Source organism: Roseibium sp. MMSF_3412, from assembly GCF_030733265.1.
GTDB lineage: Bacteria > Pseudomonadota > Alphaproteobacteria > Rhizobiales > Stappiaceae > Roseibium.
This window is the reverse complement of record NZ_JASHJI010000005.1, coordinates 82490-108672: the sequence shown is the minus strand read 5'-3', so window position 1 is coordinate 108672 and position 26183 is coordinate 82490. Positions and strand designations below refer to the sequence as shown.

General features: G+C 58.8%; 25 protein-coding genes and 1 tRNA gene. 12 read left to right on the top strand and 14 right to left on the bottom strand.

The features are described from left to right. Positions 1-160 precede the first annotated feature (160 nt). Both RBB49_RS11285 and RBB49_RS11280 read left to right on the top strand, forming a co-directional pair. Entirely contained in the window at positions 161-1375 is a 1215-nt protein-coding gene (locus tag RBB49_RS11285; RefSeq protein WP_306142886.1) for a GTP-binding protein, read from the top strand. Continuing rightward, positions 1372-1995 carry a DUF1826 domain-containing protein gene (locus RBB49_RS11280; protein ID WP_306142885.1) on the top strand — a complete coding sequence of 208 codons (624 nt, stop codon included), beginning with the start codon at positions 1372-1374 and terminating at the stop codon, positions 1993-1995. Before RBB49_RS11285 ends, RBB49_RS11280 begins: the two co-directional genes overlap by 4 nt. Before the next feature lie 38 nt (positions 1996-2033). On the opposite strand, the gene RBB49_RS11275 is transcribed toward RBB49_RS11280, so the two are convergent. After that, positions 2034-2882, bottom strand: coding sequence for a hypothetical protein (locus RBB49_RS11275; protein ID WP_306142884.1), 849 nt, complete (start codon positions 2880-2882; stop codon positions 2034-2036). A 132-nt stretch (positions 2883-3014) separates the two neighbouring features. Here RBB49_RS11275 and RBB49_RS11270 point away from each other — a divergent pair, with 132 nt between their 5' ends. Continuing rightward, on the top strand, positions 3015-3455 hold the full coding sequence (locus RBB49_RS11270) for a hypothetical protein (protein ID WP_306142883.1): 441 nt from the start codon (positions 3015-3017) through the stop codon (positions 3453-3455). Between the two features lie 46 nt (positions 3456-3501). Here RBB49_RS11270 and RBB49_RS11265 read toward each other — a convergent pair whose 3' ends face one another. Both RBB49_RS11265 and serA read right to left on the bottom strand, forming a co-directional pair. Next, a complete protein-coding gene (locus RBB49_RS11265; RefSeq protein WP_306142882.1) occupies positions 3502-3813 on the bottom strand; it encodes a multidrug efflux SMR transporter in 312 nt (103 codons plus the stop codon). Positions 3814-3978: 165 nt separating this feature from the next. Then, complete coding sequence (gene serA / locus RBB49_RS11260; protein ID WP_306142881.1) at positions 3979-5223, bottom strand: phosphoglycerate dehydrogenase; 1245 nt, start codon at positions 5221-5223, stop codon at positions 3979-3981. Between the two features lie 284 nt (positions 5224-5507). Between serA and RBB49_RS11255 the strand changes: the two genes are divergently transcribed. Then, positions 5508-6251: a hypothetical protein gene (locus tag RBB49_RS11255; protein ID WP_306142880.1), complete on the top strand. Its 744-nt coding sequence runs from the start codon at positions 5508-5510 to the stop codon at positions 6249-6251. A gap of 24 nt (positions 6252-6275) precedes the next feature. Here RBB49_RS11255 and RBB49_RS11250 read toward each other — a convergent pair whose 3' ends face one another. The 3 genes from RBB49_RS11250 to RBB49_RS11240 all read right to left on the bottom strand — a co-directional run bounded on the left by RBB49_RS11250 (position 6276) and on the right by RBB49_RS11240 (position 9918). Continuing rightward, a complete protein-coding gene (locus RBB49_RS11250) occupies positions 6276-7082 on the bottom strand; it encodes an arylamine N-acetyltransferase (protein ID WP_306142879.1) in 807 nt (268 codons plus the stop codon). Positions 7083-7544: 462 nt separating this feature from the next. Then, positions 7545-8117, bottom strand: a complete 573-nt coding sequence (gene ilvN / locus RBB49_RS11245; protein WP_306142878.1) for an acetolactate synthase small subunit — start codon at positions 8115-8117, stop codon at positions 7545-7547. A gap of 25 nt (positions 8118-8142) precedes the next feature. Further along, positions 8143-9918, bottom strand: a complete 1776-nt coding sequence (locus tag RBB49_RS11240; RefSeq protein ID WP_306142877.1) for an acetolactate synthase 3 large subunit — start codon at positions 9916-9918, stop codon at positions 8143-8145. Between the two features lie 609 nt (positions 9919-10527). Between RBB49_RS11240 and RBB49_RS11235 the strand changes: the two genes are divergently transcribed. Then, positions 10528-10603 (top strand) — tRNA-Lys (locus RBB49_RS11235). A 56-nt stretch (positions 10604-10659) separates the two neighbouring features. Here the strand turns inward: RBB49_RS11235 and RBB49_RS11230 are convergent. Then, positions 10660-10989 (bottom strand): hypothetical protein, encoded by a 330-nt coding sequence (locus RBB49_RS11230; RefSeq protein ID WP_306142876.1) that lies wholly within the window; start codon positions 10987-10989, stop codon positions 10660-10662. 54 nt (positions 10990-11043) lie between these two features. Beyond that, positions 11044-11307 (bottom strand): hypothetical protein, encoded by a 264-nt coding sequence (locus RBB49_RS11225; RefSeq protein WP_306142875.1) that lies wholly within the window; start codon positions 11305-11307, stop codon positions 11044-11046. A gap of 435 nt (positions 11308-11742) precedes the next feature. On the opposite strand from RBB49_RS11225, the gene RBB49_RS11220 reads away from it, so the two are divergent. From RBB49_RS11220 to RBB49_RS11195, 6 genes are all read left to right on the top strand, one after another. Further along, positions 11743-13050, top strand: a complete 1308-nt coding sequence (locus RBB49_RS11220; protein ID WP_306142874.1) for an ABC transporter substrate-binding protein — start codon at positions 11743-11745, stop codon at positions 13048-13050. 126 nt (positions 13051-13176) lie between these two features. Continuing rightward, complete coding sequence (locus RBB49_RS11215; protein WP_306142873.1) at positions 13177-14064, top strand: carbohydrate ABC transporter permease; 888 nt, start codon at positions 13177-13179, stop codon at positions 14062-14064. Then, on the top strand, positions 14065-14877 hold the full coding sequence (locus RBB49_RS11210; protein WP_306142872.1) for a carbohydrate ABC transporter permease: 813 nt from the start codon (positions 14065-14067) through the stop codon (positions 14875-14877). Next, positions 14874-15920 (top strand): NAD(P)-dependent oxidoreductase, encoded by a 1047-nt coding sequence (locus RBB49_RS11205; protein WP_306142871.1) that lies wholly within the window; start codon positions 14874-14876, stop codon positions 15918-15920. The genes RBB49_RS11210 and RBB49_RS11205 overlap by 4 nt, the downstream gene beginning before the upstream one ends. Positions 15921-15931: 11 nt before the next feature. Continuing rightward, positions 15932-16936 carry an ABC transporter ATP-binding protein gene (locus RBB49_RS11200; protein ID WP_306142869.1) on the top strand — a complete coding sequence of 335 codons (1005 nt, stop codon included), beginning with the start codon at positions 15932-15934 and terminating at the stop codon, positions 16934-16936. A gap of 20 nt (positions 16937-16956) precedes the next feature. Then, positions 16957-17982, top strand: a complete 1026-nt coding sequence (locus RBB49_RS11195; RefSeq protein WP_306142868.1) for a LacI family DNA-binding transcriptional regulator — start codon at positions 16957-16959, stop codon at positions 17980-17982. A 15-nt stretch (positions 17983-17997) separates the two neighbouring features. On the opposite strand, the gene RBB49_RS11190 is transcribed toward RBB49_RS11195, so the two are convergent. The 6 genes from RBB49_RS11190 to RBB49_RS11165 all read right to left on the bottom strand — a co-directional run bounded on the left by RBB49_RS11190 (position 17998) and on the right by RBB49_RS11165 (position 23949). After that, the gene (locus tag RBB49_RS11190; protein WP_306142867.1) at positions 17998-18981 is read right to left on the bottom strand and encodes a LacI family DNA-binding transcriptional regulator; all 984 of its coding nucleotides are present in this window, start codon (positions 18979-18981) and stop codon (positions 17998-18000) included. A gap of 67 nt (positions 18982-19048) precedes the next feature. After that, on the bottom strand, positions 19049-19981 hold the full coding sequence (locus RBB49_RS11185) for a ribokinase (protein ID WP_306142866.1): 933 nt from the start codon (positions 19979-19981) through the stop codon (positions 19049-19051). Further along, the gene (gene rbsD / locus RBB49_RS11180; protein WP_306142865.1) at positions 19978-20388 is read right to left on the bottom strand and encodes a D-ribose pyranase; all 411 of its coding nucleotides are present in this window, start codon (positions 20386-20388) and stop codon (positions 19978-19980) included. Before rbsD ends, RBB49_RS11185 begins: the two co-directional genes overlap by 4 nt. Beyond that, positions 20385-21383 (bottom strand): ABC transporter permease, encoded by a 999-nt coding sequence (locus RBB49_RS11175; RefSeq protein WP_306142864.1) that lies wholly within the window; start codon positions 21381-21383, stop codon positions 20385-20387. Before RBB49_RS11175 ends, rbsD begins: the two co-directional genes overlap by 4 nt. Next, positions 21380-22948: a sugar ABC transporter ATP-binding protein gene (locus tag RBB49_RS11170; RefSeq protein WP_306142863.1), complete on the bottom strand. Its 1569-nt coding sequence runs from the start codon at positions 22946-22948 to the stop codon at positions 21380-21382. The genes RBB49_RS11175 and RBB49_RS11170 overlap by 4 nt, the downstream gene beginning before the upstream one ends. An 80-nt stretch (positions 22949-23028) precedes the next feature. Next, positions 23029-23949: a sugar ABC transporter substrate-binding protein gene (locus RBB49_RS11165; RefSeq protein WP_306142862.1), complete on the bottom strand. Its 921-nt coding sequence runs from the start codon at positions 23947-23949 to the stop codon at positions 23029-23031. Positions 23950-24410: 461 nt separating this feature from the next. Here RBB49_RS11165 and RBB49_RS11160 point away from each other — a divergent pair, with 461 nt between their 5' ends. Continuing rightward, entirely contained in the window at positions 24411-26177 is a 1767-nt protein-coding gene (locus RBB49_RS11160) for a substrate-binding domain-containing protein (protein ID WP_306142861.1), read from the top strand. The last annotated feature ends 6 nt before the right edge of the window (positions 26178-26183 follow it).

The following is a 26183-nucleotide window of genomic DNA, read 5'->3' as shown; positions in this document are numbered from 1 at the left end:
GCATCCACAAGCGTTTCGTCGCAGACGTCATTCCCTGTGGTTTTCCACCGGGCCGCTTCGCAGTTTTCCAATCCCGGCAAACGTGACTTGTACGAGATCCAAATCTGGCTATGTTGTCCAGTAATGTTATTACATTACTGATATCGAGCCAGGAGCTTCCATGCCAGATACCCGTTTGCCGGTCACCGTTCTCTCCGGATTTCTCGGAGCGGGAAAGACCACCTTGCTCAACCGTGTTCTGAACAACCGGGACAATCTCAAGGTCGCTGTCATCGTCAACGACATGTCCGAGGTCAACATTGACGCCGATCTTGTGCGATCCGGTGGTGCGGAACTCAGCCACACGGACGAAACGCTGGTCGAGATGTCCAATGGCTGCATCTGCTGCACGTTGCGGGACGATCTCCTTCAAGAGGTGCGCCGGCTGTCGCAGGAAGGCAAGTTCGACTACCTGCTGATCGAGTCCACGGGGATCTCCGAACCGCTTCCCGTTGCCGCGACGTTCGACTTCCGGGACGAGGACGGCGAGAGCCTGTCGGACGTTGCGCGCCTTGATACGATGGTCACTGTCGTTGATGCGGTTAACCTGCTCAAGGACTTTTCAAGCCATGACTTCCTGCATGACCGGGGAGAGACGCTGGGTGAAGAGGATGAGCGCACGCTTGTCCATCTTCTGACAGACCAGATCGAGTTTTCCGACGTGGTCGTTCTGAACAAGGTCAGCGCGGCCACGTCCGGTCAGGTGGATGCGGCGCGGAAGATCATTCGCAGCCTGAACGGGGATGCGCGTATTCTTGAGACCGACTATAGCGAAGTCGCGCCGGCGGAAATCCTGAACACGGGCCTGTTCGATTTCGAAAAGGCGCATGAACATCCGATGTGGGCCAAGGAGCTTTACGGTTTTGCCGACCATGTACCGGAAACCGAGGAATATGGCGTTGCCTCTTTCGTCTATCGTGCGCGCAGGCCCTTCTATCCGGACAAGATCCATGGGCTTCTCAACGGGGCTCTGCCCGGCGTTATCCGGGCCAAGGGTCATTTCTGGATCGGCAGCCGTCCGCAGTTTGTTATGGAGTTTTCGCTTGCAGGCGCCCTGTCCGGCGTCGCTCCGATCGGGACATGGTGGGCATCGGTGCCGCCGAACCGCTGGCCGCAGGACCAGCGCGCCATCGAATATGCCAGGTCGCACTGGGTTGAGCCCTTTGGCGACCGGCGGCAGGAGATCGTGTTTATCGGTGCCGGCATCGACTGGCCGGCCCTGAAATGCCGTCTCGACGAATGCCTGATCGCCGAAGAAGACGGCGATGACCTCAGCCAGTTCAAAAATCTGCCGGATCCCTTTCCGGAGTATCGGTTGGCGGAGAGAGCGGCATGAGTCTGGCGCAGACAAGCTACCAGCCGCAGCTTCACGCGCGCGATGTTCTTATGGGGCGGGAGCCGGAAATTCTGGAAGACATCAACCGGCCTGGCATCGCAGCGTCGATCTGGACGCGAACCTGCAACCAAGACTTTCAGGATTGGGTTGACAGCCTGCCGATGGAACAGCTGCCGGAGTTGCGCACGGTTGTTCCCGTCCATCTTGCCGAAGCCGCCGCGATTGCCGCCTGCGAACAGGCTCAACTCTCGCCTTCGCCGGAACGGGACATGCTCACCGGCGATGTCGGTGCGCTGGCCCTGATCGTTTCGAAAGCTCTCGACGTGCAGCAAGTCCGGATCAGGCTCGATGTTTCGGATGAGGTCATGTGTCCGAAGTTTCACGTCGACAACGTACCGGCGCGGCTGTTGTGCACCTATCGCGGGGCGGGAACGGAGTATGTTCCGGCGGGCGCGGAAGAGGACGCTCGGCAAATCAGCAAGGTCAAGCGCGGTGCAGTTGGCCTTTTCCGGGGCGGTGCCTGGCCCGGGGACGAACGCACCGGGCTCTTGCACCGCTCTCCCGATCCGGCGGCCGGTGGGGGAGCGCGCCTGCTTCTCGTGATCGATCCGGTTGATTAGAGACCTGCGACGGATGACTGCCTTGCTCCCTGCGGTGTCTATTTGGTCATCCGGCCGCCGCTCAGGGCGTCCGGATCGGCACAACCGATGATCGCGTGAGGCCCGGGGGCAAGGGCCATACGGGCGCAAACGGCTTCGGACGGCGCGTTGCCGGGTTCCACGCCTGTCATGAAATTGCTGAAACCAAAATTGCCGTGCATCTCCAATACCACATGCGCACCCAAAATCAGCGAGAGGTGGCGTCCGCGATGTGCGGGGGCCGTTGCCAGCATGCCCCACCAGGCCTGATGCGCGAGCGTTGAGTGGTTTTCATGCGCAAACGCACAGGATGATGCACAGGATACAACGTTTTCGTCGGAGTCGATCGCAAGGAGGCAGATTGCTGGCCTCAGCAGTCCCCGCAAAACCTCGCCGCTGGGCGGCAGAACTCCGCAACTCAGAGCCAGTTCTGCCATCGACGCCATCAGTGGTCCCGAGGTTGACGCATCGATCTTTGCAATGTGGAGATCATCCGGCAGCGAAAATGCATCCAGGACAGCACGCGCAGCAGAAAGAACAGGCGACGCGCCTTCCCACTTTGCGTAGTGCATCGGTATAAGGCCGCGGGATCTCAACGCGCCTTCAACTGCCTCCGTTTCGGACAGGGAAACGGCAGCGTAATTCGAATTGCCCTGAACCTTTGCCAGCGCGGCGAGCTGATCAAGATCGCCATCATCCGGTGTGACAAGTCCGACGGTACGTCCGTAGTAGCTGTATTTCGGATCTTTGCCGAGCAATTCCGCCATCGCGCGCCCGCGTTTGAGAACAGCGCGCTGGTCATCATTTCCGAAAAACTCGTCCCTCATCATCCTGCGCACCCACCGCCATGCCTTTGTGTTTCGGATCAAGACTTGCCTTTTCCTGCCCGGATGTCCAAGGCAAAGTGGCTGGATGGTGGTGGCCAGGTTCGGCAACAGGTGACTCGGAATGCGCAAAGATGCTTTCTGGACATTTCGTGGCGCAACGCTAGGTCAAATAGAATGACCACTCATATGCTGCGAATATTCGTCTTCTTGTTGCTGTCCACCTCGTCCGCGTTCGCGTGGGAGGCCAAGCTGGGCCGGATCTGCGAGTTGATCCACGACGGCGACACGGCGTCCGTCCGTGTCACCTTTGACCCGGCGATCCCGGAATACGCCATTTCGATCACGCCGAAAGGCGCCTGGCAGCAGGGACCGCTTTTCGCCATGCGCTTCGACGGGCCGCGCGGGCTGACCATCACGACCGACCGGCATGTGCTGTCCGGAGGCGGCGCGACCCTGACCGTAACGGACAGAGGCTTCGGTAATGTGCTTAACGGGCTTGAGTTCAACCACACGGCAACAGCGCTTCTGGGAGACCGGTCGGTTGCCGTCCCACTGGCCGGTGCCGCTCCGGCGGTGCAGGAGTTTCGCGCCTGTTCCGCCGGATTGAACGCCTGACCGGCACCTGAACGGATCTGCTGCCGGCAAGGGCGCCGGCTGCAGTTCAGGCCAGTTTCATCGTGACGATGCCTGCGACGATCAGCAGCGCGGCGACAGCGCGCTGCACGCTCACCGTTTCTCCCAGGAACCAGTACCCGACGACAAAGGCACCAACCGCGCCGATCCCGGTCCAGATCATGTAGCTGGTCCCAAGAGGTAGGGTGCGCATGGACAGCGACAACAGTCCGAAGGAGGCCACCATCGCGGCCAGCATGACCAGGGTCGGGACAAACCTTGTGAAACCATGCGATTCCTTCATCGCAAAGGCCCAGACGATTTCAAGAAGACCGGCGGCAAACAGGAATATCCATGCCATGGCTATTCTCCACTGCGGGCCGTCCCGACTTGTTGTTTGAGAGTAAGTGGAGGCCGTCCCCCATCCCTCAGATGGGAGAGCGAAATGCCGATGCAAATGAAACATCGGTAAGCTTGACCGTTCAGCCCCGGTGTCGACCGGGGCCATTGTCGCGACGGTCCGGGCTCAAACCCGGTTGAGCAGCCTTGCGCGGATGGTGTTCGGCAGGGCGCGGATTTCCTCCAGGATGCGGACCGGGTCCTCGACGGGGCTGTCGACATCGAGAACCACATAACCGATGTCGAGATGCGACTGCATGAACTGGGCGTGGATGTTCAGGTTGTGCCGTGTGAACAGGTCGTTGAGGGTGCGCATCGCGCCCGGTGCATTATGGTGCACCTGAATGAAGCGGGTCGCGTCGGTGCCCTTGGGAAGCTGAACCTGCGGGAACTCAACGGCACCGATGGTCGAGCCGACATCGGAATATTCGACCAGCCGCTTGGAGACCTCTTCGCCGATCCGGGCCTGGGCTTCTTCCGTGGAACCTCCGACATGGGGTGTCAGGATGACGTTGTCGATGCCACGCAGGGGCGAGGTGAACTCGTCCTTGTTTGATTTCGGTTCTACCGGGAAGACGTCGATCGCCGCACCTGCCAGATGACCCGACCTGAGCGCCTGTGCCAACGCCTCGATATCGATGACCTTTCCGCGTGCGTTGTTGATCAGAAACGCGCCCTTTTTCATCTTGGCGATTTCTTCGGCGCGGAACATGTTGCGTGTTTCCGGCGTATCGGGAACGTGCAGCGACACGACATCAGCCTGGCCCAGCAAGGCATCCAGGCTTTCCGCCGGTGCGACGTTGCCGTGCTGCAGCTTGTCGACCATGTCGTAATAGATGACGCGCATGCCCATGGCCTCGGCCAGGTTGGAAAGCTGTGTGCCGATGTTGCCGTAGCCGACAATGCCAAGGGTCTTGCCGCGGATCTCGTGAGACCCGGCAGCACTTTTCAGCCAGCGCCCCTCGTGGGCGGCCGCCGACTTTGTGAAGACACCGCGCAGCAGCATGACGATTTCGGCAATCGTCAGCTCCGCAACCGAGCGCGTGTTGGAGAAGGGGGCGTTGAACACCGGAATGCCCCGGTTCAGGGTGCCGGCGAGATCGACCTGGTTGGTGCCGACGGAAAAACAGCCGACCGCGACAAGGCTCTTGGCAGCTTCCAGAACCTCCTCCGTGACCTGGGTGCGTGAACGGATGCCAAGGATCTGCACGTCCTGCAGCTTTTCGATCAGAGCGTCCTTTTCCAGTGCGCCGGGCAGCACTTCCACGTTAACGTAGCCTGCCTTTTCAAGAACGGCGCGGGCAGTTGGCGAAATCCCCTCCAGCAAAAGCCAGCGGATTTGGTTTTTCGGCCGGGACAGACCGTGGATCATGGGCTTGAAGCCTTCTTCTGAAATCGGGATGCTTTCAGCGCCCGCGAGGCGGGTAGCGCCGGTGTCGTATACGCGCTGATCCGTGTCGCGTCTAGGCCGTCGGCGCCAAGAATTGTTCCCGCATTGCCGATGTGATCAAGGACGTATGACGGGGGTACACCCGCCAGTTCAAAAGGGTGCCTGTTTCGGTTTTGTGTGGGCAGTGCAACGCTAAAGTTGCAACAAATCCGGCTGCATTGTAGGAGTGTCTCATTCTTCGGCAGGCATGAAAGGTGCATGTCCGTATGCTACGTTTTGATCACGCTGTTTTCGACTACGAACCCTATCCGATCTGTTATTCGACAGACATTCTCGACGCGCAGACCTATGAGCGGCTCGTGGAAACCTATCCCGATCGGGAGCTTTTCGAATACAAGCCGAACCTTGGGCACAAATACTCGCTTTCCGAGGTCAACAACCCGGTCAACTACCAGGATTTCCTGGACAACAGTCCGGTCTGGAAAGACTTTTATCAGCACGTGAAATCTCCGGGATTTGTCGGCAACATTCTCGCGATGCTTGCTGCCAACAACATCGATCTCGGCTTGAGACGCATTCGTGTCCTGCGCGGAAAAAGCAAACGAAAAGCCAGTCTTCTGAGCCGTATCCGGCGGCAAACAGAGTTGAATGCCCGGTTCGAATTCTCGATGATGCCCGCAGACGGTGGCCAGATCGTTCCGCATACCGATGCGCCGGACAAGCTCATCACGTTGGTGATTTCGATGATGGAACCCGGCGAGTGGGACATGGGCTGGGGCGGAGGGACCTCGGTCTGTCTGCCGAGCGACAGGACCCGTGTCTTCAATCATATGAACAAGGCCTTGCGTTTCGATCAGGTGGACACGCTGAAAACGTTTCCGTTCGAACCCAATCAATGCGTCCTGTTCGTCAAGACATACAACTCCTGGCACCATGTTGCGCCGATGAGCGGGCCGAAAGACTCACCCTTGCGGAAAACCCTGACGATCAACATAGAAAGCCGCGTGTGAGGGCGGAGCGAGCAGACCGGATGCTCAGAAAAGCGACCTCAGCCGGTCCGCGATCGCCTGAATGGCCGGATCGTCGTAACCGAGCCCGAGATCGGTCTTCATGAAGTCCCTCAACTCGGCTTCTTCCCGGATCTGCCACTCGCGGCTTTCGCCGCCGTCGACGCAACGGGCGCGGCCGTTCAGAAAGCTGAAGAAACCCGTCTGCGTAAGCCGGTAGAATTTCAGGCTGCCGGCAAAGGACTGCATCGGTGACAGCGCGCACACAAAGTTGGCGGCCTCGATATCCTCGCGGCGCACGTCGACACGGTCGAAACCATAGAGCGGAAACCAGCCTGTCTCCGTCTTTCTCTCCAGGACGTGTTCCCCGGAGTGGTCTTCGAAGCGGATGCGATAGATCTGGTCCCTGATCGGCTGCTCTTCATGCGGCACGATCTTCACGGGGGCGGCCGGAGCCTGGCCGCCAAAACCGGCATCAACGAGCCACTCGTCTCCATCAAGCGGTACCACGAAGGCCAGGTGCGTTCTGGCGCCGCCCCTGGGTTCACCCATGCGCACACGCGCGAGCACCTGACGATTTGGAAAACCAAGGGCGTTCAGCGCCTGCCCAAGCAGGGAGTTTACCTCAAAGCAATAGCCGCCGCATTTTGCCCGCACCAGCTTCTGCCACAGGACGTCGGGATCGAGATCCGGCACCTTTCCTGAAAAGGGCAGGACGTTTTCAAACGGAATGGAGCTGATCTGGGCTGTCTGCAGTTTCTTAAGCCCGCTGAGATCTGCCGGGCATTTCTCAAGTCCGATGCGGTCCAGGTAGGTGGCAAGATCAAAGGGCATGGCGCGATCCGGAATAATCAAAAAGCTTGCTGGATGTAGGGAACCGGTTGGTGAAGGTAAAGGGGTGGTGTGCAACGGCTGTTGCGTGCTGGTGCGGGGTCCCGGATCAAGACCGGGACGGCGCCCCACGTGCGACCATGCATACCCAACTCAAAAAGCAAAGCAGGCAGGACGTACTTATTGACTTGGATGATGACATGAACTGAAGACCTCAGCTTAAGGAAGCGCGAACGCGAGTCTCGAAGTAACTCTGTTTACGCAGCCCCAGCTTGCCGAATTTTACCGCTCTCTGAGCGGGAGAGGGAACAACTGCGGCGGCAAGTCCGTTTTCAATCCACCAACCTCGTCCTGAGGAGCACGAAAGCGCGGCTCGAAGGACGGGGCCGATGCATTTCTCGAGTTCGCAAAAAAAGACCCGCCGGTTGGTCGCGGCGGGTCCGGGGAATTTTCACGATGGCGAACCTAGAGCCCTTCCGGTCCGCGCTGGACGGCGGCGACACCGGTGCGGGAAACCTCGACGAGGCCGAGCGGTTTCATGATTGCGATGAACTGTTCGATCTTCGATGTCCGTCCGGTGATTTCAAAGACGAAGTGCTCCGTCGTGGCGTCAATCACGGTCGCACGGAAGGCGTCGCCCAGGCGCAGCGCCTCCAGGCGCTTGTCGCCGTCGCCGGCCACCTTGATGAGGGCAAGCTCCCGCTCGAGCGGTTTGTCCTGATGCGCCCGGCGCGCGCGCACGGTCAGGTCGGTCACGCGATGGACCGGCACCAGCCGGTCGAGCTGATGGCGGATCTGCTCGATGATCATCGGTGTGCCCGTGGTCACGATCGTAATCCGCGACAGGTGCCGTTCATGTTCGGTTTCCGACACCGTCAGGCTGTCGATGTTGTAGCCGCGGCCGGAAAACAGCCCGATCACGCGCGCAAGCACACCCGGTTCGTTGTCGACGAGTAGCGATAGGGTGTGGGTCTCGATTTCGTTGCTGACTTCGGCCAGGAAATAGGCGGAAGGCGCATCCACATTCTGAGCGTTCATTTCAATATGTCCTTCTTGCCTGACGTTAGACGAGCGATTTGCCTTCGGCGCTGATCGCGTTGGCGACAGCCTCGTCATTGGCTTCGTCCGGCAGCAGCATTTCGTTGTGGGCCTTGCCCGAGGGGATCATCGGGAAACAGTTGGCGAGATTGGCCACGCGGCAATCGAACAGGACCGGTCTGTCGACGGAAATCATTTCCTCAATCGCGCCGTCCAGATCGCCCGGCTTCTCCACCCGGATACCGACGCCGCCATAGGCATCCGCCAGCTTGACGAAGTCAGGCAGGCTGTCGGTGTAGGAATGGGACAGGCGGTTGCCATGCAGCAATTGCTGCCACTGGCGGACCATGCCCATGTACTGGTTGTTGAGGATGAACACCTTCACGGGCAGACCGAACTGCACCGCGGTCGACATTTCCTGGATGTTCATCAGGATGGAAGCGTCGCCGGCAATGTCGATGCAGAGCGCATCGCGGTGGGCGACCTGCGCCCCGATGGCGGCGGGCAGACCGTAGCCCATCGTGCCAAGGCCGCCGGAGGTCAGCCAGCGGTTGGGCTCCTCGAAGCCGTAGAACTGGGCCGCCCACATCTGGTGCTGGCCGACTTCGGTTGAAACGAAGGTCTTGCGGTGCTTGGTCAGTTCGTAAAGCCGCTGGATCGCATATTGCGGCATGATGACGTCCTGGTTCGGCTTGTAGGCCAGCGAATTGCGCGCACGCCATGCGTCGATCTGCTGCCACCAGGCCTTCATGCCGGCTGCGTCGGCTTTGAGCGAGGAGGAGCGCCAAATGCGCACCAGGTCTTCCAGCACATGGCCGACATCGCCGATGATCGGCAGGTCGACATTGATGGTCTTGTTGATCGAGGACGGGTCGATATCGATGTGGATCTTGCGCGAGTTCGGGGAAAACGCATCGGTGCGGCCGGTGATGCGGTCGTCAAAGCGGGCACCGATATTGATCATGAGATCGCAGTCATGCATGGCCATGTTGGCCTCGAACGTGCCGTGCATGCCCAGCATGCCGAGCCAGTTTTCGCCGGAGGCCGGATAAGCACCCAGACCCATCAGCGTGGAGGTGATGGGAAAGCCGGTCAGCGAGACCAGTTCGCGCAGCAGCTGGCACGCGTGCGGCCCGGAGTTGATCACGCCTCCGCCGGTATAAAGGACAGGCTTCTTGGCGGCCGCCATCAACTCTGCGGCCTGGCGGATCGATGCCGCGTCACCCTTGACCTGGGGCCGGTAGCTCTTGTGGGCGGCTGCCGGGTTCGGTGTCGGGCCCTGGTAGGTGCCGGTCGCGAACTGCACGTCCTTGGGAATGTCGACCACGACCGGACCCGGACGGCCGGACGTTGCGACATAGAAAGCCTCATGCAGGACGCGGGGCAGGTCCTCGACATCGCGCACCAGCCAGTTGTGCTTGGTACAGGGGCGGGTGATGCCGACGGTGTCGCATTCCTGGAACGCATCGTTGCCGATCAGGTGGGTCGGTACCTGGCCGGATATGCAGACGAGCGGAATGGAATCGAGCATGGCATCCGTCAGCGCGGTGACCATGTTGGTGGCTCCCGGGCCGGAGGTGACGAGGGCGACACCCGGCTTGCCTGTGGAGCGCGCATAGCCCTCGGCCGCGTGTCCGGCACCCTGTTCGTGGCGCACGAGAATATGCTCCAGGCCTTCCTGCTGAATGATCTCGTCATAAATGGGAAGCACTGCACCACCCGGGTAGCCGAAGATCGTATCAACTCCCTGGTCTTTCAGCGCCTGTATGACCATTTCGGCGCCGGTCATTTCCCGTGTCATTTTCTCGTCCTTGCATATCGCGGCCCGAATTTGGGCCATGGCTCGTTATTGTGTTCTGTCTTTTGTCCGCCCTGCGGCATCGAAGATACGGGTGGAGGGCAGCGCTATCAGGAGACGGGTACAAAAAAAGGCCCCTTGGGGAGCCTTGGTCGCGCGCCATCCTGTCCAAGCGGGTCTTATCCCGCCCTGGAGGCGCGCTTTCCTACCACTACTAGAATGAGCGACATCATCTTGTCGTCCCGGTCCTTCGATACTGCAGGTCGTGAAGACCTTTACTGGTTACGGCTTCAAAAGCAAGCCTTTCCGGTCCTGCCTGGAGACGTTGCGCCAGACCATCCGGCCTTGACGCGGCGCACACTAGTGAGGCGGGTCGAACCGGTCAACCCTAAATTTCGATTATTGCGTGAAAGATGCGCAATGTTTTTGAATGTTGCCCGGGATGCAGGGCCGCCTTTGCATTTCAGCCGCCGGATCAATGCCTTCGGCCCGACGGCAAAAACGTCATGGCATGAACGTGCGAAAAATGGCAAACTGACTGTTGCAAGCAGCTGCCGCGTCCTATATACGGCGCTCTTCGCACGCGCCGCATTTTTCGCGGCCGGCCTTGATGGGTGTGTAGCTCAGTTGGTAGAGCAGCTGACTCTTAATCAGCGGGTCTGGGGTTCGAGCCCCCACTCACCCACCAAAACAAGATCAATCGTCCAAACATCAATCGGTGAACAACCTTCCTGGTTTCCACACCTAGAGACCGGTGTCGTAACCGGTCAGCCGGAAGCCGCCGGGCTTGACCAGCATTCCCATCACAGCGAATTCGTCTTTCCAGCTCTGTGCTTGTGCGTTCAACGCTTTCATGTCGCGGCGGTTGGTCCAGTAGTTGACGCAAAGCCACGCGCCGTCCTCCCCTTGACCGACCGTTCGGTACAAGAGCGTGTCGTTCTGGTTCATCTTCTGCTTGATGGCTTCGAAGAAGGCACGGACTTCGTCCGGATCAGCGCCCTCGGCCTGCTCGAACAAGACAATCTCGACATGTTTCGGGACACGGAGATCATCCGCACCGACCTTTTGCGTCAAACCGCCCTTTGCGCGTCGAAGCGGCATCTGCAAGGCGGTTGGCCGATCATCAGGCTAAGCCAGCGCCTGACCGTCAATCGGGCGCGCTCCAAAGTAGAGATGGCCTGCCGAAACGTGAAGCACTTCGTAGTCCGTGACAGGCGAGTTGGCGGCCACTCCCATGACAGAGCATCCTGTCTGAAACACATCCTGTTCCGCGCCGACTGACCATTCCTGACCACTGCAGGTTCCCGTCTCGGCACCGTTCAGAAACGCTGCAAATCCGTCCATGCGAGGCGTAACGGTCAGATAGTCGTTGATAATCAAGTCTACGTTCATCGCTCCCGGAGCCACAGCCGAGGGTTCCAAAAGGCGCAAGTCGCCGCCGATATCTGTTCCCTGTCGAGCGACACGCCAGCCCGGAGACTGCTGCCAAAGCGTTGGACGTTATCGAGCGACCGTGTTCAGCGCGAAAATTGAGCGAGCGTCATGTGACCGCAACTCAACCAGCAACCGTTTCTGCAATGCCGGCAAACGCCAGAAACATGTCGAGTCGTTAATCGTCAGAATGCGATGCATCCTGATGCACGAAAGTCTCACTTGCCGGAGACGGTTCGACGCGCGCCTGCCCACCGGTACGGAAGTGTGGGCTTGGGTCTTCGTTTTCTCAAAACATGCGATTTGTACCATGAAACAGCTTATGTATACGTTTACATAAGCTATGTAATCGTATACAGTTCCCGAAAGTCATGTTTCTTTGGGAGGAGAACTAAGATGAAGAATCTCGCCGCAATTGCCGTATTCGGCGCTTTGGCCACGTTGCCTGGCACGTTGTTTGCGCAAACGGAGATCGTCGTCTGGGTTGCAGGAGAGCCCGGGCAAACCACGATTTATGACGAGCTTGCCGAAGCGTTCAATTCCGACAATCCGGATGCCAAGATCACAGTTGTCAAGAATTCCTCTGATCTGTTTAATCCTGCACTCGTTCCTGCCTTGTCGGCCGGTGAGGGGCCTGATCTTTTCACGTTCGGCACCGGTCCGGGACAGCCGGCCGCGCTTATCGCAGGTGGTCTGGTTGCCGATCTGACGGATTCATACTTCGAGCACAACTGGGCGAACACGATCCCGGAAGGGATTGTCATCCAGACGTCGAGCGACGGAAAGCTCTGGGCTTTCGGCAACGAAGTCGAGACCACCGGCATGTTCTACAACAAGGCGATCTTTGCCGAGCACGGGATTGAGGTGCCGACGACCTGGGCAGAAATGGAGACGGCAGTCTCAAAACTCCAGGAGGCCGGATACGACACGCCGATCGGCCTTGGTGCCGCCGACAAATGGCCCATCTCCCACTGGCAATCAATGATGTTCGGCAGATATGCGGGCCCCGACGGCATCGAAGACGTCCTGTTCGGTGACGGCGAATGGACCGATGCACCGTTCGTGGCTGCGTCGGCGAAGCTTCAGGACATGGGCAAGAAAGGCTGGTTCGGACCAACGCCCGTGGCCATCGGCTATGGGGAACTGATGGACCGGTTCTGGGCCGGTGAGGTGCCAATGACGTTCACCGGGCCGTGGGTGATTGGCGGCGGTATCGAGGCTGCGGGAGACAGGATCGGCGATTTCAGCGTCTTTGCAGTCCCGCCATTCGAAGAAGGACAGAAAATCCACCCGACCAATTCCATTGGCAGCGGCTGGTACATCCGCAACGGTTCGGAAGGTGCCGATGTTGCCGTCCGTTTCCTGAACAGCATGTTTCTGGAGACTGAGGGGCGTGTTGCTCTCCTGAATGCCGGTACGGTTCCTGTCGGTCCCCTGGACGATGCCCTGGCACAGGCGGAGATGTCACCCCTGGCTGTCGATATCTGGAAAACGTCGGATGATCATGCGGCAAACGGAACCGTCCCGGCGTTTCTCGATACGATCACGCCCGGTAGCCTGACGACGGTCTCATATGACGGACTTCAGGCGTTGCTGTTGGATGTCATGACGCCCGAGGAGTTCACGTCCGAAATGCAGAATGCCTGGGCTTCGTCCAAAGAGGCGGGTGAAATCATGCTCCCCGGCGGGATTACCGCACGCTAGTTCTGTTCAGATATGCAGCAACGCTGTTCCTGCGCTGAGTGCATGCGTGGGGACAGCCGGACTGCACCCGGTTTCCGCATCATCGAATGCGGAAAAGCCTACCACCTGACACTCGGGAGCGGCTTGATGTTTCTCGACCCGGACTCGAAATGGGCTCACAGGCTGAACCCTGTCCTGTTTCTTCTGCCAGCGCTGACGATTTACATCGTCTTCGCCATCTATCCGACCCTTTCGGTCATCGAGTACTCCTTCACCAGTTGGGACGGTATTAGCCCCGAGCGTGAATATGTCGGCCTTGCCAACTACACGCGGCTGTTCACGGACAAGATTTTCTGGGAAGCATTCCGCAATACCTTTGTCTGGTCCGGTGTCATCATCGTCATCAATGTTGGCCTGGGTCTCGTCATTGCCGCCATGCTGGCAAGGGTCTGGAAAGCGCGCCTGCTGATCCAGACATGCATCGTCCTTCCAGTGGTCATTTCGCCGATGGCCGTCGCGACGATCTGGCGATGGATGTATCAGCCTTCGGGCGTGATCAACCAGATGCTCGAAACGATCGGACTCGGCGGCCTTGCCACGCCGTGGCTCGGCAGTCCCGACGTTGTTCTCTACGCCCTGGCGCTGGCGCACAGCTGGTCGACGATCGGTCTCAGCGTGATTATCTTCCTTGCCGGTCTGCAGGCCGTTGACGAAGACCTCTACGAAGCTGCGAAAGTCGACGGTGCAACGCCGGTGCAGGCATTCCGCTATGTGACGCTCCCTGCTCTTCGCCCGGTGACCGCCGTCGTCTTTATCCTGACGCTGACACAGTCATTCAAGGTGTTTGATCTCGTCTGGGCAACGACGAAAGGCGGCCCCATCCGCTTCAGTGAAATCCTGTCGACCTACATGTACAAGCGCGGCGCACTTGAAAACCAGTACGGGTACGGCTCGGCAATCGGTGTCTCACTTCTCGTGATCGTAAGCGCGGCGACCGTCATCTACATGCAAATTCAGAACAGGGAGGACCGCTAGATGTACGGCCGCTGGATCCTTCTGTTTGTTCTGGGCGTCATTGCCGTTTTGATGGCATCGCCGCTCATCCTGACGCTCTTCACGTCGCTCAAACCGACGACCGAACTGGTGAACCCGGCCTGGTATCCGCCATTGAGCGTGACCTTCGAGCACTATATCCGCGTCTGGACGGACGGAGGCTTCAGCCGGTACTTTTTCAACACGCTCCTGATCTCCGTGATCGATGCGGTCGTCATGATCGTGATTGCGTCGCTGGCCGCCTATGCGATGGTGTTCATCGATTTCAGGGGTAAACTCGCGCTGCAGATCCTTTTCCTTGTCGGTCTCATGATCCCGGTAACGGCGATCGTTCTTCCGCTCTTCCAGATCGTACGGTCTTTCGGGCTTTTGAACACGCATTTCGGGGTCATCGTTGCCGACCTGGCGCTCGCCGTTTCCGTTTTCGTATTCATGTTCACCTCCTATTTCGTTGGCGTGCCGAAGGCTCTTCACGAAGCTGCGCGGATCGATGGTGCGACGGAATTCCAGATCTACCGCCGCGTGATCATGCCAATTGCCATGCCCGCCGTCGTGACGACAGCCCTGCTTGAATTCCTCTGGAGCTGGAACGACCTGCTTCTGCGCCTCCTGCTGCTGACGCAGGACGAGATGCGCACCTTGTCGGTGGGGTTGCTCAATTTCCAGGGCACCATGACACGCGACGTGACCGGACTTTCGAGCGGCACTGTCATCATGGCGATCCCCGTTGTCATCCTGTTCCTGTTTTTTCAGCGGCACTTCGTCCGCGGCATGACAGCAGGTGCTGTCAAATGAGCCAGAGTATCGAGATGTCCAAACCCCTTCTTCTGATGGATCAGCATTTCAGGCAGGTCGAGGAGTTGTTCCGGCCGCACGCCTATGCGTCCCTGGAATCGCGCTGCCGGATTTTCGGGGGCGTCAACTGGCAGATGGCGCGCAAGGATTTCCGGGACAATCTGCCGGATGCCGAATTCGTCGTAGCAGCAAGGCCGGAGCTTGATCTTGCGGACATCGAGGCCGCCGCGAAGCTGCGTGCGGTGATCGAGGTCTCGGGCACGTTTCAATCGGGGCTGGATTACGAGGCGTGTTTCGAGCGCGGCATCGAAGTGCTCTCCTGTTCCCCCGGGTTCCAACACTCGGTGGCGGAAATGACGCTTGGACTGATGCTCGCAGGCGCAAGGGGCATCGTGGAAGAACACGAGCGTTTCCGGCAGGGGTCGGAACGGTGGCTAAACGACAATATCGGAACCGATTTCTCGCTTTACGATCAGACCATCGGGTTTGTCGGCTTCGGTTCCATTGCGCGCGAGTGCGCGCGTCTGCTCGAACCGTTTTCTCCCGTCATCAAAGCGTTTGATCCCTGGATTCGAGCCGGGGCTGGAGACTACGGTGCAGTCGAATTTTGTGACCTGGAAGACGTGGTGACGACGTCCCGCTGCGTCGTCGTTGCAGCGACACCGACCGAGGAGAACTACAAGCTGGTCTCAAGGGCGCTAATCGAGAAAATGCCACCTGGAACACTCGTTGTCGTCATCAGCCGTGCGCATCTTGTCGATTTCGACGCACTCGTAGAGGCCGCCGAGCAGGGTCGCATCCGGTTGGCGAGCGACGTCTTTCCCAGGGAACCCCTGCCCAGGCGTGATTTGCTCCGTCAGGCGGGCAATGTCATCTGGTCGCCACACAGGGCGGCGGCGGTCGAAGGCGGCCGGCACCCGATCGGCGACATGATCCTTCACGACATTCGTGCAATTTTGGACGGCCTGCCGGAGCGGCGATTGCAGCCTGCCTCACCGGACACCGTGAGAAAGATCATTCGCGCACCACTGGTTGCGGGTTAAGGGAGGTATCAATGGCTGGGCTGGAACTCAAGAACCTGTCGAAGGCCTACGGGCAGGTTGAAGTGCTGCACGACATCAATCTAGCGATTGCCGATGGCGAGTTCGTCGTATTCGTGGGGCCTTCTGGATGCGGAAAATCCACGCTTCTGCGCATGATCGCAGGCCTTGAGAAAATTACGGGCGGTGACCTCCTGATCGGAGGCAATCGCTCGAATGACCTGTCGCCGAGGCAGCGCAACATTGCCATGGTGTTTCAGTCATACGCGCTTTATCCGCAGATGACCGTTGCACAGAACATGGGTTTCTCGCTCAGCCTGGAGCGGCGTCCCAAGGCAGAAATCGCCCAAAAGGTGCAGGAAGCGGCGGATTCCCTGAAGCTGGGGCCTTATCTCGACCGCAAGCCGGGTCAGCTCTCCGGCGGTCAGCGTCAGCGCGTTGCCATTGGCCGCGCGATCGTTCGCAGTCCGCAAGTGTTTCTTCTCGACGAACCCTTGTCGAACCTGGATGCGGCTCTCCGCTCCGAGACGCGCGTGGAAATCAGCGAACTTCACCAGCGCATGGAAACAACGATGATCTATGTGACCCACGACCAGGTCGAAGCGATGACCATGGCGGACCGGATCGTGGTTCTGAACGGTGGTTACATCGAGCAGGTTGGCAGCCCGATGGAGCTGTACAACCATCCGGCAACGGAGTTCGTCGCCGGCTTCATCGGGTCGCCAAAAATGAACTTCGTTAAGGGCAGGTTCGCAGACACTGTCGGCGCAACGACGCTCGGTGTACGCCCGGAACATTTCGCCGTCGGCAAGGCGGATGACAGCTGGCAGGGGACCGTGACCCTCGTCGAGCGATTGGGCCACGACACGATATTGTATGTGAAGGTTCCCGATGCCGGCGTGCTGACAGTAAGTCTCAACGGGCAACACGACCAGAATGTCGGTGACACAATATACTTGCGGCCATTGCAGGAATTCATCCATAAATTCAATGATGCGGGGCGGCCGATCGCCGCCTGATGGACAAAAACAAAGTGTAGATGAACACCAAACGACCGACATCGCGAGACGTGGCGAGGGAAGCGGGTGTCTCCGTGGCGACCGTTTCGCGCACCATTACACGCCCGGAAGATGTCAATGCCGAAACCCGCGAACATGTGCTCGACGTCATGCAGCGCATGGGGTATCGGGCAAACCGCGCGGCCGCCGACCTCAGACGTGGAAGCAGCAAGACCCTCCTTGTTCTGGTGTCGGATATAACCAACGCGTTTTTTGCCGAGTTTTTCAAGGGGATCGAGGAGGAAGCCCGGCAGCATGGCTATGTCGTCCTGATCGGTGACACATCCGAAGTGGCGAGTACGGAACGCGTCTATTCGAACATGCTTCTGATGAACCAGGCAGGCGGCCTGATCCTCAATACCTATGATTTTCCGATGGACCTGATGCCAAACCAGGGAGACGGGAGCTACAACGGGCCGCCACTGGTTTCTTGTGCCGGGCACAAGGATGTGGATGTTGCCTCCGTTCGCACGGACGATGCGCTTGGTGGGCGGTTAGCCGCAGAACACCTGATCGGCATGGGGCATACGGACATCATTCAGATCTGCGGCCCACTTCAGGTTCACGGATTTGAACGCAGGTTTTTCGGATTTCGACAGGCGTTGAAGCGCGCCGGCATCGATATCCAGGAGGATCGGATCATCTCGGGACAATTGTCCGTCCAGTTCGGGATCGACACCGCGCAGAAACTCGTCGATGACGGCAACCTCCCGTCCGCTGTTTTCATTCACAACGATGAAACGGCAACGGGTTTCCTGCACGGGCTGGCAAACAACGGCGTCCGGGTACCTGAAGACATTTCCGTTGTGGGTTACGACGACATGCCTTACGCAGCGGTTTTCAATCCGGGACTGACAACAATTCACTTGCCGCGCAGACTTTGGGGCCGGTTGGCCTGCCGGAAGCTGGTTGCCGTTCTGGAAGGGGAGCCGGGCTCGCATGAACCGGTGATCATCCCGCCCAGCTTGGTTGTGCGCGGCAGTACTTGCTTTCGCGAAAGTCGGTAGCTGCCAATGCCAACACTATTTCGGAGCTGTTGACTCGCGCTTCACGATGTCGCCCGCGATTGCCTTGTCTTTTGATGCAGAATTTGTTTCGAAGATCTGCTCGACGGCAGAAAGCGCGAGCGCTTCTATGGGCTGTCGTAGCGTTGTCAGACGCGGCACAACGAGCGACGCCAGCGCGATGTCGTCGAACCCGGCAACGGACAGTTCTCCAGGCACGTCGAGCTTCAGATCACGTGCGCACCGCAAGACGCCGATGGCCTGCTGGTCACTGGCCGCGGCAATTGCCGTCGGGCGTTCGGTTGCCGGCGTTTGGGTCAGGATTTTCCTGCCGAGTTCTTCTCCAGCGTCGTAGTCGAACTGACCTTCAAGGACTGTGAGTTCAATCGGATCCCGCGGTGTGGAGAGGGCCTCAATGCGGTTCACGAAACCCTCCCTCCGGCTTTGCGCGACATCCATGCTCAGCGGACCGGCGATATAGGCGATCCGACGGTGGCCGAGGGCATGAAGGTGGTCAGCAATCTTCTGAGACCCGTCATAGTGATCCGTGGCAATCAGGGGAAAGTTCCCAAACCGGCGGTCAAGGGAAACGATCGGCACATCGGTTGTCTCGAGACCGCGCCCGTCAGCCGTTGCCACCACGATGATCCCGCGGACGGCGCGATCGAGAAGCGCTGCGATCTGTGTCTTTTCCGTATCGGTGTCGTCATGCGAGTTGGCAATCATCACGGAGTGGCTTCGTTTGGCCGCCTCCATTTCGACATTCTTGACAAGCTGCGCAAAGAAGGGGTTGGTGATGTCCGGTACAACGAGACCGATGACATCGATGCTGTTGGTCCGCAACGCACGCGCGGCAAGGTTGGGCTTGTAGTCAAGCTCCTTCATCGCGGCCTGCACTTTCAGCTTGAGCGGATGCTTGACGGTTTCGTTCTTGGCCAAAACACGCGAAACAGTACCAACGGACACCCCGGCTTTCCTGGCGACGTCTTTGATCGTTGGCATGTCCCGCAGCACTCCTTAACCCCTTCTTTCCTTGAAGCATTCCTGAGCCTGCCAATCAAGCGCCGCCTTAACTTAAGGCGAAGACGGGGTTCTGCGGGTTGTCGAGCTCCGCACGGGTCGGAAGCGAGAGCGATGCACCCTTGCGCGTTGTTGCGATCGCCGCCGCGCGCAAGGCAAATGCGATTGCATCGCGCATGGTTTCTCCTTCCGCGAGGCCTGTTGCCAACGCACCGTTGAAACAGTCTCCGGCGGCAACGGTATCGATGCTTTCTACCTTTGGTGCGGGCAGTGATCCCTGGTCGTCATCAAAAGACCAGGCAACGCCTATATCTCCCATTGTCACGATCGCACCGCGCAGCCCGAAATTCCGGAGCGAACCCGCTGCTTTTTCACCGTCTTCAAGCGTTGCCGGGACTTTCCCCAACAACGTTCCGGCTTCGTGTGCATTCGGGGTCAGAATGTCAAAGGCGCGAAAAACGTCCGGTTTCCAGGCTGGGTCCGGGGCCGGGGCCGGGTCCATGATGACGAGACCACCGGCAGCGCGCGCGGTCCTGGCGGCCTCAAGTGAGGCCGGCAATCCGATTTCGTTTTGCAGCAGGAGCACGCCGCAGTTGCGGATGACCTCTGCATGAAGCGCCACATGTGCCGCAGAAACGGACAGATTGGCTCCACCCGATAGGCGGATCAGGTTGTTCCCGTCTGGTCCGACATCAATGAACGCGAGTCCGGTTGACCCATTCGGGATCTCACTCAGGCGCGACTGGACACAGGACCGGTTGAGTTGTTCTCTCGCATCGAGAGCAAAGCTGTCGCTGCCGACTGCCCCGACAAGGGTCACATCGGCACCAAGCCGCGCGGCTGCGACAGCCTGATTGGCGCCCTTGCCGCCGAGCGAAGATCTTGTTTCCCGCACCGCGATGGTCTCACCGGGCGTGGGCCAGCGGTCAAGGTAGCTGACCAGATCGATGTTGATGCTGCCGACGCTTGCTACAGGTTTCAAAACGGCACCCCGCTTTGCAGAAGTATGTTTGCATATGGCGTGAATTCGCCGGTGCGGATGATTGCGCGGACGTGCTCCGACCTGCGCTTGAACTCGGCGTGGGACAACCGCGATGTCGTGATATCCCGAGCGGTCTGCCTGGACCACAGATCGACCTCTTCCTGCATGACAGCCGACAAATCAACAGACGCCTCTTCGGCCCAGGCGGCGCTCTCGATAACGAGTTCGCTGCGCAACGCCTTGAGGAGATCCCGAATTCCGGGCACGCCGTCGCTGACCGCGAGATCGATCACCCCGACACCCTTTGGAACCGGCAGGCCCGCGTCGGCAACAATGATTTCATCCATATGTCCGAGCGAGGCAGTCAGCTCGCTCAGATGCCGGTTCAGGAGTGACGTCCGTTTCATTTCGACGCGTACTTTGCACGATAATGGTCGAGAACGACGGCGACGATGATGACAACACCTGTAATCATCTGCCGCATGAAATCGGACAGGCCGATCAGGATCAGTCCGTTTGCCAGAACGCCAATGATAAACGCGCCAAGCAGGGTGCCGATCACGGATCCGCGTCCACCGCTCAAGCTTGTTCCGCCGATAATCACCGCGGCAATGGCGTTGAGTTCAAAACCGATCCCGGCGATCGGGCTGGAGATGTTCAGCCGGGCCATATAGACGATTGCGGCGATCCCCGCGGTAAAGCCGCAGATCGTGAAGGCGGCGACCTTGTACCAGTAGACTGAATGGCCGGCGAGGCGCACCGCTTCCTCGTTGTTGCCGATGCCGTAAAGAAGCCGACCGAACACTGTGAAGTTCAGGACGAACCAGGCAACAAGAACCAGCAAAAGCGCAACCAGAAACACCACCGGTACGCCGTAGATCATGGCAGAGCCAAATTCCTCGAAGGCATACGGAAACGAGTAGATCGTCTGGGCCTCGGAAACCTGCAGTGCCGCTCCGCGCGCGATGTTGAGCATCCCGAGAGTGATGATAAAGGACGGCAGGGCCCAATAAGCGCTGATGACGCCGTTGATCATCCCGCAGGCAACGCCAGTCAGCGTCGCTGCAACAACTGCCAGCGCAATCGCCTCTGCCGGTCCGAAACCCGGCAGCGTGATTGCCTTGCCGGCGACAACCGCGGCGAACGCCATCACCGATCCGACGGAAAGATCAATTCCGCCGATGAGGATGACGAAGGTCATCCCGACCGCGAGCACAAGGTTGATGGTGATCTGGGTCAGAATGTTGGTGATGTTGTTCGGCGTCAGGAAGTGCTCCGTAAACACCGAGAAGAACAGAATGAGCGCCAGGAGGGCAAGGCCGATGCCTGCGTTCTGCAGCGCGGTCCGCACGGAAAATCTCGTTGCATTTGGCATGGTTTCAGAAAGTACCTGCGTTGTCATTGCGTCTGTCCTCCGGCCTGCCGAACCTGGCCATAAGCCAGCTTCAGGATGTTTTCTTCCGAGAATTCTGGACGCGTCAGCTCGCCCTGGATCTCGTGCTCTGCAAGAACGAGAATCCGGTCTGCAAGCGTCATCAGCTCCGGCATCTCAGACGACACCACAAGCAACGCGACGCCATCGCGCGCCAAATCTTTCAGGATTGCGTAAATCTCCGCTTTCGCACCGACATCGACGCCGCGCGTCGGCTCGTCCAGCAACAGCACTTTGGGATTGCGCCCCAGCCACTTCGCAAGAACGACCTTCTGCTGGTTTCCGCCCGACAGGCTGGACACCGCATCGGAGATTTTGCCGTATTTGAGTTTCAGCCGGGCGCCACCTTCACGCGTCCGCCGGTTCTCTTCTGAGAATTGCAGCAATCCGGTTCTGGAAATCGCACGCATGTTGGCCAACGACATGTTCGCGGCAATCGGCATGTCCAGGATCAGGCCTTCGTCTTTGCGATCCTCGGTGACAAAGCCGATGCCGGCAGCTATCGCATCCCGCGGTCCGGCGAACCGGATTTCGGTTCCCGCTTGCAGAATACGACCCGACCTGAGCGGATCGACCCCGAAAATGCCTCTCAGGATTTCCGTTCGACCGGCGCCGACAAGGCCTGCAATGCCGACGATTTCGCCATATCTGAGATCAAACGAAACGCCCTTGTCTTTCGGGTTCGCCTGCGTGCAAATCGCATCCAGGCGGAGTGCAACTTCGCCAGGTGTTCTTTTAGGATCAGCTTCGTTTGCAGTCGCGGCCAGCTGCCGGCCGACCATTTTCCGTACGACACCGTCGGGCGTTGTCTCGGAAATGCGATCTGTGCCAATGGAGATCCCGTTTCTGAAAACGGTCACCCGGTCGCAGATTGCAAAAACCTCTTCCAGGTGATGAGACACGAAAACGATGGTCACGCCGTCTGCCCTGATCGATTCAATAATGTCAAAGAGACGTCTGGTTTCGCGTTCGGTCAGCGTGGCGGTCGGTTCGTCGAGGATGAGGATCCGGCTCTTGCTCTGCAACGCTCGCGAAATCTCGACCAGTTGCCGGTGCGCGATCCCGAGCGAACTCACCGGTGCCTTCACATCGACGTCGGTGAGCCCGACCGCATCGAGAGCCAGTCGCGCGCGCCGGTTCATCTCCTGCCTGTCCAGGAGGCCGAGGCGAGTGGTGGGCATGCGCTCCACGGAAATGTTCTCCGCGATGCTCAAGTGATCGAGAAGATTGAATTCCTGGTGCACCACCTGCACGCCGAGTTCTTTTGCGACATGGGGATTTGCGGGCCGGTACTCCTCGCCGGCGAGCGAGATGCTGCCGGAATCGTAGGGGAAAACGCCGGACAAGATCTTGATGAGCGTGGACTTGCCGGCCCCGTTTTCGCCGACAAGGGCATGAACTTCGCCTTTCAGGAGCGAGAAGCTGACGCCATCCAGCGCCTTCACGCCGCCAAAGTGTTTCTTCAGTCCCTGTACGGACAGGAATGCCGGGCTTTCAGTCGTCTGGGGCATGATTGCAAGCGATGCGGCTGCCATGATGTGTCCAATCAACTTGCCTGGGAAAGAGAGACGCCCCCGCCTCAGGTCCGATTAATGCGGGGGCGCATGGAGGTCGCTCAATTGGCGACAACCAACTCGATCGGCGTCTTGACCCAGCCTTCAAGCTGCGGTCCGCCCTTGACCACTTCCAGGGCGAGGTCGATGGAATTCGCAGCCATGTCGGTCCCGAACTGATCGACGGTGGCGAGCATACGTCCGTCGGAGATCATTGGGCTGACTGCCGGAATGTTGTCGAAGCCGACCACGATGATGTCGTCGCGTCCTGCGCTTTCCAGCGCCTTGACGACACCGATCGCCATGGAGTCGTTGGCTGCCATGACACCCTGGATGTCCGGATGCGCCGTCAGCATGTTGGAGAACACCGTATTTGCTTCTTCCGTTTCCCAATGAGCAGTGCGGCTGTCGAGCAGTTCAAGTTCAAATTCTGCGACGGAATCCTCAAATCCGAGGCGTCGTTCGTTCGCGTTGTCGGCTCCGGGATTTCCTTCGATGATGACGACCTTGCCGCCAGCGCCAAGCTTCTTGCCCAGGGCGTCGCCGGCCAGTTTCGCACCGCCTCGGTTATCCGGCCCGACAAAGGCCAGTTCGATGTTCTGCTGCTTCTTCGCCTCTGCATCGAGGGCGACGTCGAAGTTGACAACGACAATACCGGCTTCCATCGCCTTCTTCAGAGGACGGACCATCGCACGGGAATCGGCAGGTGCGACCACGATCGCATCGACACCCTGGGTAATGAAGTTTTCGACCGCGTTGATCTGCGATTCAAAGTCCGTCTCATTCTGCATTCCGACGGCCAGGAGTTTATAGTCTCCCCGCTTTTCTTCGTGAGCCTGTGCACCGGCCATCATGTTCTGAAAGAACTCGTTGGCAAGTGATTTCATGATGAGGCCTACCACCGGCTTGTCGTCGGCCTGGGCGGTTCCAGCAAGCAAAGCGAGACCGGTCGCTGCCGCGGCAGCGATTTTCAATAACTTCATGATTTTCCTCCCAAAAAAGGTAACGCCTTTTCACGTCGAGCTGCTGAGGTGAAGTGGCTGATTAAGCAAAACACGGGATATGGAACACGTCAATATGAAACGTTTCATTTTTTTGAATGCATTCATATTTAGCTTGTTTTTTTGTCTTCAGGTTACTGAAAACGCTGCCGAATACGGCGCCAAAAAAAATCTGTCTCCAGGGCCAGCATGCCTGGAAGAACGCCGTCCGACACCATACGCGGTTCAAAATCGCCTTGGTGAAACGCGCTGTTTCAGGTTGCGAATTACGGTGTGAACCGGCCAGTCACGCCCATATGCGTCGCCACAAATCGCATTAGCACCGGTTCAAATTATTCATTTGATCGAAATTGATCATTTGAGGTCGTTTTTGATCATTTCTTGCATTATTCCTCTATCAATTTGATCAAACCGAGTGATATCGGATGAATGCAGGAGGAAAAATGATCAAGAAGCAACGTCAAAAGCGCATACTTGATATTCTTCGCAAGGAAGGTGTTCTGGATCTGAATGATCTGTCGCGGACCTTGCCGGAAGTGTCCAAAGTGACGCTTCGCAGGGATGTTGCTGAGCTGGCGGACGCCGGTGCCTTGAAGAAGACACATGGCGGAGCCGTTTTTCCCGATGCGGACCTGGTCGGTGCCAACAAGGCGCCCGTTGAAACGCCCGAGAGTGAATTCGCATCTCTCGTAGATCGTCTTGACGCGATCATCCTTCCCCCGATCACAGGGCGTGGAGCGGACGCGTTGCGCCGCCAAGTCATCCGGCGCGGCATTCCGTTCGTCGCTGAAAGCGCTCTCCAACTGGGCGGTGCCTATCTTGGACCCGACAATCGAAAAGCTGCCATGGAACTCGGCATTGAAGCCGCCGGGCATCTGACGGACAGCGAAGTTTCTCTGCTCATTGTCGGGCAGCCTGAACTGACCAACACCAGAGACCGTGCACAAGGGTTTGAAGATGGTCTCAAAAAACGGTTCGAAAGGGGCGTCAAAACCGTTCATGTGAACGGTCAGGGCACGTACAAAACGGCCTACCGGGTGGCCCTGGATGCCTTGAAGGCACACGAGGACATATCCGTTGTCTTTGCCGTAAACGATCATTCAGCCGTCGCGGCGATTGAAGCTGCAGACGCATTGGACCGCCGGATATCGGTCTATTCGACCGGCGGTGAATCGGCGGATTTTCTGAAAAGGCTAGCTCCGGACGGGCCACTGAAAGCAGTCGCAGCTTTCTTCCCGGAAATCGTTGGTGCAATCGCCATTCGAAACATCATTGCCGATGCCACAGGTATGGGGTCGCTGAAGCCGACGCAAACGCCGCACGCGACGCTGACCGCTGCCAACGTCTCATCCTTCTACGATACGGGGACATCGGCGCTGCTTCCGGCCCGCCGGGATGAATTTCTGTTGCAAGAACAAGGCCCCCGCGCTTTGCCGAAGGCAAACCTCAAGATCGGTTTCCTGCCGCATTATCCGGCCCACGACTGGTACCGGATCATGATCCAGTCCATGCGGGAGACTGCCGCGCTTCACGGCTGTGAGCTGGTGATTGCGCCGCCGCATCACGGGATAGCAGCGGAATTGACCCGATTGCGGCGCGAAATCGCAACGCAGGCAGCAGACCGTATTGAAAGCGGATCGACCGTCATTCTGGGCGAAGGCGAGGCCACGCTGCTTCTTGCCGAGGAAATACGCTCCCGCAGCCATCACCAAAGCGAAACCCTCTCGGGTCTTACCATCATCACCAACTCTCTGGATGTCATGCACTGCCTGCAAGGCGTGACTTCCCTCAAGATCATCATGACGTCCGGTGAATACCAGGCCGCGGATCGCTGCCTTGTCGGCCCAAGTCTCGGCGCGCTGTTTGAACTCATGCGTGCGGACGCCGCGTTTCTGTCCGTATCGGGCGTGTCCCCTGACTTCGGAATTACCCAGGTCGATGAACGTCTGGCGCTGGTGGGGTCCCGCTTTGTCAAGGCGGCGCGCCGGACGATCGTCCTGGCCGATCACACGCTTGTCGGCAGTGACGCAAACTATCGGATCGTGGGAACGGCACAGATCCACGAAGTTATCACCGATGACGGCGCCCTTCTGGACGACCGCCAGCGGCTCAGGGCTGTCGGTGTCGAGGTTCTCATAGCCGGAGAAGAAACCGAGGATCCGACGCAACCAGCATCTCAACCGGATCTTCGCGCGGTTCAACGCGGATAGGTCTTT